The organism is Alitabrizicola rongguiensis, assembly GCF_021491355.1.
GTDB classification, from domain to species: domain Bacteria; phylum Pseudomonadota; class Alphaproteobacteria; order Rhodobacterales; family Rhodobacteraceae; genus Aliitabrizicola; species Aliitabrizicola rongguiensis.
Genome location: NZ_JAKENF010000008.1, coordinates 1 through 13,463, shown reverse-complemented (window position 1 = coordinate 13,463; position 13,463 = coordinate 1). Strand labels below are relative to the sequence as shown.

General features: G+C 60.3%; 14 protein-coding genes. All 14 read left to right on the top strand.

Annotation, left to right across the window (positions count from 1 at the left end; translation table 11 throughout):
- Positions 1-123 precede the first annotated feature (123 nt).
- The 14 genes from L0V05_RS20210 (at position 124) to L0V05_RS20145 (ending at position 13,258) form a co-directional block, all read left to right on the top strand.
- A complete protein-coding gene (locus L0V05_RS20210) occupies positions 124-1,464 on the top strand; it encodes an ABC transporter substrate-binding protein (RefSeq protein ID WP_234873308.1) in 1,341 nt (446 codons plus the stop codon).
- Between the two features lie 72 nt (positions 1,465-1,536).
- A complete protein-coding gene (locus tag L0V05_RS20205) occupies positions 1,537-2,478 on the top strand; it encodes a carbohydrate ABC transporter permease (protein ID WP_234873307.1) in 942 nt (313 codons plus the stop codon).
- A gap of 1 nt (position 2,479) precedes the next feature.
- Positions 2,480-3,340: a carbohydrate ABC transporter permease gene (locus L0V05_RS20200; protein ID WP_234873306.1), complete on the top strand. Its 861-nt coding sequence runs from the start codon at positions 2,480-2,482 to the stop codon at positions 3,338-3,340.
- 3 nt (positions 3,341-3,343) lie between these two features.
- Positions 3,344-3,586, top strand: coding sequence for a hypothetical protein (locus L0V05_RS20195; RefSeq protein WP_234873305.1), 243 nt, complete (start codon positions 3,344-3,346; stop codon positions 3,584-3,586).
- The gene (locus tag L0V05_RS20190) at positions 3,586-4,665 is read left to right on the top strand and encodes an ABC transporter ATP-binding protein (protein ID WP_234873304.1); all 1,080 of its coding nucleotides are present in this window, start codon (positions 3,586-3,588) and stop codon (positions 4,663-4,665) included. The genes L0V05_RS20195 and L0V05_RS20190 overlap by 1 nt, the downstream gene beginning before the upstream one ends.
- Before the next feature lies 1 nt (position 4,666).
- Complete coding sequence (locus L0V05_RS20185) at positions 4,667-5,752, top strand: ABC transporter ATP-binding protein (protein WP_234873303.1); 1,086 nt, start codon at positions 4,667-4,669, stop codon at positions 5,750-5,752.
- The gene (locus L0V05_RS20180) at positions 5,742-7,343 is read left to right on the top strand and encodes a GMC family oxidoreductase (RefSeq protein WP_234873302.1); all 1,602 of its coding nucleotides are present in this window, start codon (positions 5,742-5,744) and stop codon (positions 7,341-7,343) included. The genes L0V05_RS20185 and L0V05_RS20180 overlap by 11 nt, the downstream gene beginning before the upstream one ends.
- Before the next feature lie 12 nt (positions 7,344-7,355).
- Complete coding sequence (locus tag L0V05_RS20175) at positions 7,356-8,021, top strand: GntR family transcriptional regulator (protein ID WP_234873301.1); 666 nt, start codon at positions 7,356-7,358, stop codon at positions 8,019-8,021.
- A gap of 16 nt (positions 8,022-8,037) precedes the next feature.
- Positions 8,038-8,565, top strand: a complete 528-nt coding sequence (locus L0V05_RS20170) for a 2,4'-dihydroxyacetophenone dioxygenase family protein (protein ID WP_234873300.1) — start codon at positions 8,038-8,040, stop codon at positions 8,563-8,565.
- A gap of 9 nt (positions 8,566-8,574) precedes the next feature.
- Positions 8,575-8,985, top strand: a complete 411-nt coding sequence (gloA, locus tag L0V05_RS20165; RefSeq protein ID WP_255683887.1) for a lactoylglutathione lyase — start codon at positions 8,575-8,577, stop codon at positions 8,983-8,985.
- Positions 8,986-9,089: 104 nt separating this feature from the next.
- Complete coding sequence (locus L0V05_RS20160) at positions 9,090-9,830, top strand: SDR family NAD(P)-dependent oxidoreductase (protein WP_234873299.1); 741 nt, start codon at positions 9,090-9,092, stop codon at positions 9,828-9,830.
- A 21-nt stretch (positions 9,831-9,851) separates the two neighbouring features.
- Positions 9,852-10,835, top strand: coding sequence for a zinc-binding dehydrogenase (locus L0V05_RS20155; protein ID WP_234873298.1), 984 nt, complete (start codon positions 9,852-9,854; stop codon positions 10,833-10,835).
- The gene (locus L0V05_RS20150) at positions 10,835-11,791 is read left to right on the top strand and encodes a C-terminal binding protein (RefSeq protein ID WP_234873297.1); all 957 of its coding nucleotides are present in this window, start codon (positions 10,835-10,837) and stop codon (positions 11,789-11,791) included. The genes L0V05_RS20155 and L0V05_RS20150 overlap by 1 nt, the downstream gene beginning before the upstream one ends.
- A gap of 21 nt (positions 11,792-11,812) precedes the next feature.
- Entirely contained in the window at positions 11,813-13,258 is a 1,446-nt protein-coding gene (locus tag L0V05_RS20145; RefSeq protein WP_234873296.1) for an aldehyde dehydrogenase family protein, read from the top strand.
- Positions 13,259-13,463 lie beyond the last annotated feature (205 nt).

The following is a 13,463-nucleotide window of genomic DNA, read 5'->3' as shown; positions in this document are numbered from 1 at the left end:
CTTTTCGATATGATGGATATACTTATTACGCCTATTTTCAAGTCAACAGAGTCTTTGACACGCAATCTGACATGTTACATGCTTGACTTCGAATCAACATGACCAACTGGGAGGAGGTCAGTCATGAAGAAGGTGTTCGCGTCAGCGAGCTTAATTGCGCTTTTCTCTGGCGGAGCGGCATTCGCACAGGAATGCACTGATCCAGTGCCGATCACGTGGTCAACGATTGCCGGCTTCTACACCGACGCGATGGCAAGCTTCGTCAAGAGCTTCGAGGAAAAGAACTGTGCAAAGGTAACTGTCGTAAACATCGACAACTCGCAGCTTTACAACAAGCAGGTCATCGAAATGGTCGGCCAGACCGGCGCATACGATGTCGTGACGCTTGAAACCGCAGAGAAGGCAGAGTTCGCCGAGAACGGCTTCATTCTGCCCATGACCGACTTCTTCAAGGACAAGCAGGACCTTCTGAACGATGTGTCGCCGACGCTTCGCGCGATGACCGTTGAATACAAGGGCAACGTGTGGGGCCTTCCCTACTACACCTATTCGGCGGGGATGTTCATCCGTCAGGACCTCTTCGACGATCCGACCGAGCAAGCCGCCTTCAAGGCCAAATACGGCTACGACCTTGCTCCTCCCACGACCTGGGAACAGCACCGGGATCAGGCCGAGTTCTTTACTCGCAAGAAAGGTGATCTGCTCAAGGGGCAGCCGCTTGAAAAGGATTTCTATGGGGTCGGCCTCATGGCCGGTCCGTTCCCGGAGATTCAGGACGAGATGTCTGCCATGATTTGGGGCATGGGCTCGGACTGGCTGAACGCCGACGGCAAGGTTCCGGTCGACGACGTCGAGAAAGCAATGAACGAGTACCTCGCCCTGATGCCGTTCGCTCCGCCGGCGGCGCTGACCGTCACCTATGACGGGGTGATGAACCAGATGAAGGACTGCCAGATCGCCATGACGGCGGGCTTCTTCCTTGATCAGTGGCCGAATGCGGTGAAGACCGAGGAAAGCTGCCCCGGCGCCAAGATGGCGGCAATCGAGGCACCGCTGAAGAAGGCCTATGTCGGTGGGTTCCTGCTGGCCGTGTCTTCCAGTTCGGCAAATCCCGATATGGCCATGAAGTTCGTGGCCCATATCGGCGGACCGGAAATCCAGAAGCAGTTCGCCGAGCTTGGTGGCGCGTCGACACTGACTTCGGTTCTGACCGACCCGGAATTCGCGACGCCCGAGAAGCGCGCGACGAACGGCCAATATGCGACCTTGAACCAGGTCTTCGACTCGATGGCCGGGTTCTCGTCGAACCTCTTCAAGACGCCTTTCGGCGCCAAGATCTACAACACGATGCAGATCCCGCTCCAATCTGCAGCGTCCGGTCAGATTACGGCCCGTCAGGCGGCGGAACAACTTGCCGCGGATGTCGAAAAGATCTGCGGGGGGCCGTGCCCGATCGCAAACTGATCTAACAGATCAGGTTTCCGGGGGCGAAATGAACGCCCCCGGCAGTCGGAACCGCAAATCCAAGGAATTCAGATGACCACCACCTGGGAGTCTCCCGGCTCAGATGTCGTGCCGAAGCCTGGCCGCGCCGGGATGTCCGACCGCATGTTCTCGATCCTGCTGATCGCGCCCGCGATGCTTGTCACGCTGGTGTTTGCCATCCTTCCTCTTGTCCAGGCTCTCGACGTCTCGTTCCGGATGGGTGATCTGTCGCGCGGAAAGCTCGGGGACTACGTGGGCCTTGAGAATTATCGCGTCGTGTTCGCGGACCCGGCCTTCTGGTCGGCGGGTCTGACAACGCTCAAGTTCACGATCGTTGCGGTCGGATTGCAGATGATCCTCGGGGTGGGGATCGCCTTTCTTCTGCACTCGGCGACATTCGGCAAAGGGTTGACGCGATCGCTTCTGATCCTGCCACTTGCGACTTCGGCCGCCGTAACGGGCCTGTTCTGGCGGTACCTCTATGATACGCAGTTCGGAGTCATCAACTGGGTGCTCGGATCCTTCGGCCTGCCTGAACCGAACTGGCTGGGCGACTATACGATCGCGCTGTGGTCTGTCGTCCTGTTCGACATCTGGCAATGGACTCCGTTCGTGGCGCTCATCGCGCTTGCCGGTCTTCAGGCGCTGCCGAAAGAGCCTTTCGAGGCAGCGGAGCTTGATGGCGCATCGCGTTGGCGCGTTCTGACCACCCTTACATTCCCGCTGCTGAAGCCCGTGCTCTTCCTGGTCCTCGTCTTGCGGACGATCGACTGTGTCCGTCTTTACGATGCGGTGGCCGTTCTGACGCGCGGCGGTCCAGGTACTGCTACCGAAACCATGACCTTCTACCTTTACCGCACCGGTCTGAAGCTCTTCCGGATGGACTATGCCTCGACCATGGCGGTCTTCTTCCTCTACGTGATGCTGGTCGCCGCTGTCTTTGCCCTGACGCCGCTGCTCAAGCAGTTCACCGACCGCGCGAAGGAATCCTGACATGCTGCGTAGAAAGTCATCCTGGCCGGTCGAGGTGCTGCGCTACGGCACAATCCTGCTGGTGATACTGTTCTTCTTCTTCCCGATCTTCTGGATGGTGCTCACCAGCTTCAAGCCGGAATCGGCCATCATGGTATCGCCCCCTCAGTTCTTCTTCACACCCACGCTTGACAACTATGCCCATGCGTTGGTCGACAAGAACTTCCTCTTCTACGTCAAGAATACGCTGATCATCTCGGTGATCTCGACCCTTATCGTCGTGGCCTTCGGATCCTTGGCCGCCTACAGTTTTGCCCGGTTCAACGTGGGCGACGGCCATATCCTGTTCTTCATCCTGTCCACCAAGATGATGCCGGCAATCGCGGTCATCCTGCCTTACTTCCTGATCTTCCGCGATCTCGGTAAGACCGCGATCGGAAAGTCGCTGCACCTCGGTCTGGACCAGCACGGTGCCCTCATCGTGTCTTACGTGATGTTCAACCTGCCCTTCGCAATCTGGTTACTTGTGAGCTTCTTCCAGGACATCCCGCGCGAGTTAGAGCATTCGGCGCGGCTGGATGGCCTTTCGAGGCTGCAGGTCCTGCGCAAGGTGACTTTCCCGCTGGCCGCGCCAGGGATCGCCGTGACCGCCGTTTTCACGCTGATCTTCTGCTGGAACGAGTTCCTGTTTGCCTACATCCTGACCCGCAAGGCCGCATCGACCGTCACTGTCGGTGTCGAAAGCTTCTTCACCCTGCAGGGGATCCTCTGGGGGCCGGTTGCGGCGGCAGCGACGATTGCGGTCGCACCCATGCTCGTCTTCGTCCTCGTCATGCAGCGCTACATGGTGCGCGGTCTGACCTTCGGCGCGGTAAGGGGGTAGGCGATGAATTTCTCTCAGGCTTGGGACGCCGGCTTCAAGACGCTTCTGATCTATGTCGGAACCGTGTTCTTCTGGCTGATCTTCGTCGAGGCACATTTCGCGGACCTCGGCACCTCGGTCCTCGTCATGAACATCGTCGCAATCGCGCTCGGCATCTCGTTTTTCCTTTACCGCCGACAGGTCTGCCGCGCCGAACGGGCCGCGGCCGAGGACGAGGTGGCGGCCCTGATTGCGGAGGATGCGTGATGTACGCCCTGATCGACGTGCACAAGCGCTATGGCCTGCGGACTGTTGCCCTGCGCAAACTCAATCTCGAGATCCGGCATCGCGAGTTCTTCGTCCTTTACGGCCCCGCAGGTGCTGGCAAGTCGACGATCCTCAACCTGATTGCGGGTCTGACGAAACCAACCTCAGGCGACATAAGCCGTGACGGTGTCTCAATCGCCCATTTGCCGCCGGAACGACGCGGCGCGGCGATGGCGTTCGAGAACTATGCTCTCTACTCGCATCTCTCCGTGGCCGAGAACCTGGCGTTTCCGCTTCGGGCCGCAGGACTGGATCGGTCTGAAATCGAGTCTCGCGTGAAGCGCATCGCGTCTGTGCTTGGGATACCGCATGTTCTCGACCGTCGGCCGGGTTTCCTATCGGGTGGTCAGAGACAGCGCGTCGCGCTTGGCCGTGCCATTATCCGGCCGGCCGACATCTACCTTCTTGATGAACCGATCGGCCACCTCGATGCCAAGTTGCGTCACAGGATGCGGGCGGAACTGAAGGCGCTAGCGGTCGAGATGAACGCGACAGTCGTCTTCACGACGACGTCCAGCAAGGAAGCGCTCGCTCTTGGGGATCGGGTCGGTATCCTGAATTCCGGACGCCTCGAGCAGGTTGGCACGCCGGCCGAACTCTACAATTCTCCGGCAAACACGTTCGTAGCCTCCTTTGTGGGCGACCCGCCAATGAGCTTTCTCTCTGTAACGGCAAGACGGTCCAGTGACGGTGTGAAGCTTTACAACGGCGACGGGCAGGCGATCGCCAGTGCGCCATTCGATGTGCTGGGCAGGACTGCGCTGAAAGCAGGGCTGAGGTCAAATGCCATCCAGCTCGTCGATGCCCAGACCTCTGGTGCGCTCAAGGGCAGTGTGCAAGTCGTCGAGCATCTGGGGCATTCCAACATCGCCGTGATCGCTGCGGGTGGCGATAGCATCCAGGTTTCCCTGCCTGCGGACCGGCGGCTCAAACCTGGCGAGCCTGTCGGAATGATAATCGATCCGCGCCAGATCCATCTGTTTGCAGATGAGCGCGCACTTGTCGGGGAACACGTCTGAAATGGCTCGAATAACTGCGCAGAACCTCATCAAGCGCTACGGTGCGTTTCAGGCCGTTCATGGCATCAACTTCGACATTGCGGACGGCGAGTTTGTTGCAATCCTTGGCCCCTCGGGCTGCGGAAAATCCTCGACCATGAGGATGATCGCGGGGCTGGAGTCGATTTCGGACGGCGCCATCCTTTTCGACGGCAGGCCGGTCAACGACTTGCGCGCAAGGGATCGCAACGTCGCAATGTCGTTCGAGAACTACGCCCTTTATGCGCCGATCACTGTCTACGAGAACATAGCCTTTCCCTTGCGGTCCGCGGGGATGGATGCCGCCAGCATTGACCGCGCCGTGCGTTCCGTTGCGGAGAAGATGGAACTGGGCCAGTTGCTGTCTCTGAAGCCAGGGGCACTTTCCTCGGGGCAGGCGCAGCGCGTCGGCCTGGCTCGGGCCCTGGTCCGAAAGCCGGCCGTCTTTCTGCTGGACGAGCCGATCAGCCATCTCGACACGCGCCAGCGCTACCGGATGCGCAGGTTCATCAAGTCGATCCACCAGGAATTCGGCCATACGATGATCTACGTGACGCACGATCAGGAAGAGGCTTTGGCTCTTGCCGACCGCGTGATGGTGATGTCGGACGGACTGATCCAGCAACTCGCAGCGCCCGACGAGGTCTATACCCGTCCTGCGAACGCATTCGTCGCGGGGTTTGTCGGGGAGCCGCCGATCAACTTTCTCGATTTCACGGATGCCGATGACCGGGGCCTGACGATCGAGGGCAACCGCGTCGCTCTGACGGAAAAGCTTTGCGGACTGGTCCGCCAGATCGGTCCGCGCGGCATCGCCGCAATTCGTCCTCACTTCCTCAGACTTGGGGGCGGATCGCCCGTTCAATTGCGGGGACAGGGCTTCATCACCGAGGAGCTGCAGGACCACAACGAGATCTTCGTTGATGTGGGACGAACTCGGATAGCGCTTGTCACCCCCCCGGGTCAGAAGGTGCATCGCGGCGAGGACGTGACCGTCTCGGTCGATCCTGACCACCTTCTTCTTTTCCCGGCGGGCAACAAGGTCAGGGAGCATTCCGATGACATATGACTATGTGATTGCAGGGGGCGGTTCGTCCGGATCGCTGGTCGCGGGCAAACTGGCTGAGGCAGGAGCCAAGGTTCTGGTTCTGGAAGCGGGAGGCTCGGATCGAAATCCGCTGATCCAGATGCCTGCGGGCTTCGTCAAGCTGCTCGGCGTCGAAAAGTACATGTGGTTCTACCAATCCGAAGTGCAGCAGCGACTGGGCGGGCGTCAGCCCGTCGTGCCGACGGGGCGTGTGATCGGAGGTGGGTCCTCGGTCAATGCGATGGTCTACATCCGCGGACAGGCGGGGGACTACCTTCCGTGGGTCGAAGCCACGGGTGACGATGGCTGGGGGTGGCCGGAACTGCTCAAGCGGTTCAAGGCGATGGAGGGCAACAACCGCTTCAACAACGAACTGCACGGCACGGACGGCCCATGGTCTGTGTCAGACCCCATCCATATCTGCGAACTGAGCCGAGCCTACGTCATGGCCGCTCAGGCAGCGGGTCTGCCGTTTACCCCGGATTTCAACGGTCCCCGGCAATCAGGGACTGGCTTCTTCCAGCTGACCACAAAAGATGGCCGTCGGGTTTCTGCCGCCGACGCCTTCTTGCATCCGGCAATGAAGACCGGGCGAATTTCGGTCCTGACAGGGTGCCTTGTTCACCGCCTGCTGATCGAGAACGGCCGCGCCGTGGGCGTCGAGTATTCCCGTGACAACAAGATCGAGACCGCGCGTGCGGCAAAAGAGGTCGTGATGTGCGCCGGAGCCATCGCCACGCCCAAGATCCTGATGCTGTCGGGGATCGGCCCGCATTTCCATCTCAAGGAGATGGGCATCAAGACGATTGTCGATCACGAAGGCATCGGCAAGAACCTTCAGGACCATACAGAGGTTCCGGTCCTGGCGTTCTGCAATGGTCCCTATGGCTATTTCGGGCAGGATCGAGGCTGGAACCAGATCCGGAATGGTCTGCAATACATGATGTTCCGTACCGGTCCGGTCGCCTCGAATGGCGTCGAGGCATGCTCGTTCTTTGACCCTGACGATCTGTCAAACGAAGCCAAGATCCAGCAGTTCTGCGTTCCTTCGGTCTATCTTGAGCCTGGAACGACCGACCTCAAACCCTCTTGGGGCATTACGCTTAACTCCTGTGTGCTGCGTCCCGGTTCGAAAGGATCGGTGCGCCTCAACTCCGCGGACCCACGCCAGCAGCCGCTTGTCGATCCAAACTACTTCGAGGACCCAGAGGATCTGCGTCTGTCGATCGGAGGCGTCCGGCAGGCGCGCCGCATCCTTGCGCAAGAGCCCATACGCCGGATGATCGACCGGGAGATATTCCCGGGTCCAGAGAAGGATACCGACGAAGCGCTCGCAGAACATGCAAAGCGATTTGTGAAAACCGTTTATCATCCGGTGGGAACTGTCCGAATGGGGCGTGACAATGATCCTCTTGCCGTCGTCACGCCGGATCTGAGGTTGAAGGGGGTCGATGGTTTGCGGGTCGCGGATGCGTCGGTCATGCCCACGATCATCAGCGGAAACACCAACTCGACGACCTTGGTCATTGCCGATCGCGCCGTATCTTTCATGCTGAGTGCAAATGGGAAATAGGGGCCCGAACCCATGAACAGGGAAATCGCCAGGATCGAGAAGCCACGACCGGTGTCAGAGCTCGTGCTGGAGCGGCTGCGCCAGGACATCATCGAGAACCGCTTCATGCTTGGTGAGAAGATATCCGAGGGCAATCTGTCCGAACTCTACGGCGTGACGAAAGCGCCGATCAGATGGGCCTACAGCCGTCTGGAAGGAGAAGGACTGATCGAGATCCGACCGCAAAGTGGAACATTCGTGTTCCGGCCGACGGTCGACGAATTGCGCGCCTTGTGCGAACTGAGAAGCGCACTCGAGGTCGCCGCAGTCGAGCTTGCCTTCGAGCGTGACCGGGCGGGTCTGGCCGAAGATATTCGGAGGACCTGTGTCGAGATGCGCGAGGCCCTCAGGACGCGGGCTCAGGATGCCTATCAGATCCTGGATAGCCAGTTTCATCTGTCGATCATCGGCAGGGCAAAGTCTTCGCTTCTGGAGCAGACCTATATCAGCCAAGTAAATGGCCGCTTCGCTGCACTGCGCTACCGCTTCTCGAAAGAAGAAGCACATAATGCGAATTCGATGTCCGAGCATGAGGCTCTGCGCGATGCGATAGCTGCAGGAGACCGGGACCAGACCGTTGCTCTGTTGCGTGCCCACATCGCTTATACAGAGCGTTACTACTCCAGAATAGTGACCTGAGGCGGGGCGAGAGGCGATGCCTGTATCCGACACGGTTTCCACCCCGCTGATGCCCTATCAGCTGCCGTTTCCGGCCGACGCACTTGCTGAGATCGTGGTGCCGGATGCGGTGCCGAAGGACGAACGCCTGTGGGTTCCGCAAGCCGAGAACGTATGGTTCCGACCGCTCTGCCTCAACCGGTCCCAGGGCTACTGGATGAACTTCTTGCGCGTTCGCCGGTCCGGCATCCTGTCGCGCCATCGACACCCGAATGCCGTTCATGGCTGGGTGCTGAAGGGTCGCTGGCATTACCTCGAGCATGACTGGGTTGCAGAGGAGGGAAGCTACATTTTCGAGCCCCCCGGCGAAACCCACACGCTGGTAGTTCCGGAGGGGGTGGAAGAGATGATCACCTACTTTCAGGTCAATGGCATCATGTCCTACGTCGATCCATGGGGAAGGCCGCTTGGCTACGAGGACGTCTTCACCACGATCGAGATGTGCCGGAGCCACTACGCGTCGGTGGGTCTCGGCGCCGAATTCACCAATCAGTTTATCCGATAGGAGAGAAACATGCCAAAGCTGCGCATGATGCACACCATGCTCCGCGTTCAGGATCTCGACGCTTCCATCCGGTTCTACACCGAACTCCTGGGTATGTACCTGATCAAGAAGCTGGATTTTCCTGAAGGAAAGTTCACGCTGGCCTTCGTCGGTTACGGGCCGGAGGAGGACAATACCGTGCTCGAGCTGACCTACAACTACGATCACGGCCCTTATGAGATCGGGACAGGCTACGGCCACATCGCACTTGAAACGTCGGACATCTATGCGACGGCCGAGACTTTGCGGGCGGGCGGTGCGCAGATCGTGCGCGAGCCGGGCCCCATGAAGCACGGCAAGACCCACATCGCCTTCCTGAAGGATCCGGATGGTTACCTGGTCGAGCTTGTCCAACCCGACTGGCTTGAAGCAAGGACCTGACCTAACCGAAACCCGACATGAATTCCTCTGCAGCGCCTGCGAAACGCACCAAGCGCCTTTCGCATGGTGATCAGTAATGTCTCGAACTTGGTGGAGTATCCAAGATGACGCGATATGAACAAACCTTTCGGAACGATCTCTTCGCCGGGAGAACCGTGCTGGTAACCGGTGCGGCAAGTGGTATCGGCGCTGCGATTGCAATGGCTTTTCGCGATCATGGTGCTCGCGTGATCGGCACGGCGAGTTCAGCCGAGAAGGCCACCCGGCTGCAAGTGGAAGGGATCGAGGGACATGTCTGCGATGTCAGATCCGACGAACAATCGGAAGCCCTGCTAAACTCGCTTGAGGCTCTCGATGTGCTGGTCTGCGGCGCGGGAATAGCGCGCCGAGTAGACGAATACCAATGGCCGGTCTTTCGCGACGTGATGGAGGTGAACCTATTCGGTACGGCCCGGTTCGCCCTGCACGCGCGGACCCTGCTGGCGACCAGCCGAGGTTCGATCATCACGATTTCATCGATGCTGTCGACCTTCGGAGACAGGTTGGTCCCGGCCTATGCCGCTTCCAAGGGCGGCGTGACGCAGTTGACCAAGTCACTGGCCATCGCCTTCGCGGAACAGGGAATACGAGTCAATGCAATCGCTCCGGGCTGGATCATCACGAACATGACGCAGGAACTGGTCGACGATCCGGTATCCGGACCGTCGATCGCCAACCGGACTGCCGCCGGGCGATGGGGCATGCCGCAAGAGGTCGCGAACGGAGCGTTGTTCCTCGCATCGCCCGCCGCTTCCTACATCACCGGTGCGACGCTGACGATCGATGGCGGCTACAGCATCATCTGAGCCAGAAGGACAAGGAAAGACATGAAGGCAATTCTCTGTACCATTCCAAAGGATGACCTCTCCACTACGTCGCTTGCCGAAGTGCAGGTGCCAGTCCCTGCCGCAGGCGAAGTCCGCGTCAAGGTCGCAGCGGCCTCATTGAACCCGGTCGATTGGAAACTGTGCGCAGGGGTTGCGCCATGGTGGAGCGAGCCGCATGTTGTCGGACTGGACGCCGCAGGCACGATCGATGCGATCGGTGAGGGCGTCACCGGCTGGATGATCGGGGATCGTGTCGTCTGGCACGGCAACCTGAACCGGCAGGGCGTCTTCGCCGACTATGCCACCACCGTCGCACATGTCTTGACCCGTGTTCCCGAAGCGGTACCGTTCGAGGCGGCTGCGGCAATTCCCTGTGCCGGTCTGACGGCGTTTCAGGCCTTGGTCCGCAAGATCAGACTGAGCGCCGACCAGACTATCGTGATCCAGGGGGCATCGGGCGGCGTTGGTGGCTTCGCCGTCCAGATCGCCCGCCGGATCGGGGCGAGAGTCATCGCGCTTGCACGTCCTGAAAAGGCCGAACGGGTTGTCGCACTCGGTGCCGACGTCGTCCTCGACTACCGTGATCCGGATCTCGCGCTAAAGGTCCGCGCGGCGAATGACGGTTTCGGGGCAGATGCCATGCTTGAAGTGTCAAATCCGCGCGATGCGCGCAAATCGCTGTCTCTCCTGCGCTACAACGGCCATCTGGCTTGCATCGATCCGCTTGCAGATCTTAGCCAGACGCCACCCTACACCTATGCCGCCTCCATTCATGAAGTGGCGCTCGGCGGTGCCTATGGCGCAGGCGATCTTCGCACACAGAGGGACTTTGCGGCGATGGGCGAGGTCCTTGTCGGATGGCTGGCCGACGGAACGCTGGACCCCATGATCGAACATCGGATCGGTCTTTCGGAAGTGCCGGAATATCTGGCCCGCCTGCGTCGCCGCGAGTTCGACGGAAAGGCAGTAGTGAGGATCAGCTGATGCGACGCAAGGCGGTCGTGATCCTGCCGGGCTATGCGGATCACTCCATAGAGCGTGCGGGCCTCGCACCTTTCGGACTGTCAGTCGATGAACTCGACTGGAACGGCGACCGCGCTGCAATGGCTGATGGGGTTCGTGATGCTGAGATCGTCTTTGTCCGAGACGTGCCGCTCGATGCGTCCGTGATCGCGGCGATGGAGCGGTGCCGCGGGATTGTCCGCTACGGTGTCGGGGTCGACACGATCGATCTCGTCGCTGCCCGATCTCGCGGGATTGTGGTAACGCGGGTTCCGAACTACGGCGCAGAGGTCGAAGTCGCCGACCACACGCTCGCGCTCTTTCTCGCGGTGCGCCGCCGGATCGTTTCAAGGGATCGGGACGTCAGAAAGGGGGCATGGCTTGTCGGCCAGGCCGAACCGATTGCCCGGATTGCGGGGTCCACTGCCGGTATGATCGGCTTTGGTCGGATCGGTCAGGCCGTCGCTCACCGACTGCGCAGCTTCGGCGTGCGACGATTTCTCGTGCATGATCCCTATCTCAAGCCTGAAGGCTTGCCTGCGGATGCAACACTGGTCGATCTGGCGAGGCTTGCGCAGGAAAGCGACCTTGTCACGCTTCATGCGCCAGCAACGGCAGAGAACCGCCACATCATCGATGCGGCATTCCTCGCGCGGGTCAAACCGGGGGCAATCCTCGTCAACACCGGTCGCGGGCCACTCATCAACGAACAGGATCTGGCTGCGGCCCTGAAAGACGGACGGCTGCTTGGGGCGGGGATCGATGTGTTCGAAACCGAACCTCCGCTCCGGTCGCCCCTTCTTGCCGCACCGAACGTTGTCCTCTCAGACCATGCCGCCTGGTACTCCGAGGCGACCGTCGAGAACCTTCAGCGCGGCGCACTCGAACAGGCGGTCCAGATACTTGAGACCGGCACAGCAAGCGAACGCGTCAACTGAACGCGGATCAGGGAGGAATGAATGTCTGTCACCCACTTCCAGATGTATATCGACGGTACGTTCACTGACGGAGAGTCGCGCGACACGGTCGCGGTCGAGAACCCGGCCACGGAGGAGATCTTTGCGACGGTTCCGGCCGGCACCATCGCAGATGCCGATCGCGCGATCGCAGCAGCCCGGCGCGCTCAGCCCGAATGGTCCCGTCGTCCGGCGATCGAGCGCGGACGCATGGTTCGGCGTCTGGCGTCAGCCATTCTGGACAGTCGCGAGCATCTCGCCCGTATCGTGGTTGCAGAGCAGGGAAAGCCGATCTCGCAGGCCCGCGGTGAAATCGACGCCACTGCGATGTTCCTTGAATATGCGGGTGAACAGGCCCGACGCATCCAGGGCGAGATCCTGCCGTCAGATCATCGCGAGGAAGATGTCTGGATCCGACGGGTCCCCTACGGTGTCGTCGCAGCTTTGACCGCGTGGAACTACCCCTCTGCCCTGGCCGGACGCAAGCTTGGGCCAGCGCTGACTGCTGGAAATAGCGTGGTCCTCAAAGGCCATGAGATCACACCTCTTTCGGGTCTCGAGATCGCGCGAATTGCCCATGATCTCGGCTTCCCTCCCGGCGTCATCAATGTGATTACCGGCGGGGGGCGCAGTGTCGGGCAGCATCTCGTGGAAAGCCGCGACACGGATCTGGTCACGATGACGGGCTCGGTTCGGGCGGGGCGGGAGATCTTTGCCGCCGCGGCGCCCGGACTGAAGCCGATCCGACTCGAACTCGGCGGCAAGGCCCCCTTCATTGTCCTTGAGGATGCAGATCTCGATCGCGCCGTCGATGCGGCCATCGTTTCACGCTTCACCAATTGCGGGCAGATCTGCACCTGTGCCGAGCGGATATATGTCCACCGCTCGCTGGCCGATGCCTTCATCAGCGCGTTCGTCGCCCGTGCAAAGGCACTCAGGCTCGCCGACCCGATGTCTGACCCCGACATGGGGCCGAAGGTCAGCCGCCCTGAACTGGAAAAGATCGAGAACATAGTGAGCCGCGCGGTAGCAGGAGGAGCCGAGATCCTGACTGGCGGCAATCGTCCTGGCGGCGACCTTTTCGGTCGCGGACATTGGTATCTTCCCACGGTGATGCTGGCTCCGGCCGACAGCCTGCTTGTCCGGGAAGAGATCTTTGGCCCGATCGCACCCATTCGCGTGATCGATGGGTTCGAGGAGGCGTTGGCCGAGGCAAATGCCAGCGACTATGGTCTCTCCGCTTATGTCTTTACCCGAAACCTGCGAAGGGTCATGCAGTCCGCGCGGGATCTGGCCTTCGGCGAGATCTATGTCAACCGCGGCTGCGGGGAACTGGTCCAGGGCTTTCACTGCGGCTGGAAGAATTCGGGACTCGGCGGCGAGGACGGCCAGCATGGCTTCGAAGGCTATTTGCGCCGCAAGACCATGTATGTCTCGTGGTCCGATTGATGCTCGTCGTTTCAAATCCGCTCTCAGGTCAGATGCACGTCCCGAGTGAGGCACAATCGCGCAGGCTTGCCTGCTCGCCTCCGGATGCTGGAGACAGCGCTTTCCTTGGCGCAGGGTGTGAGCTTCGACATTGGCTGAGCGCCGTCTGAAGGACTGAACTGATGGACCGCGCGGAGATTGTGCACGAGAACTTCCGCCGTCGGGT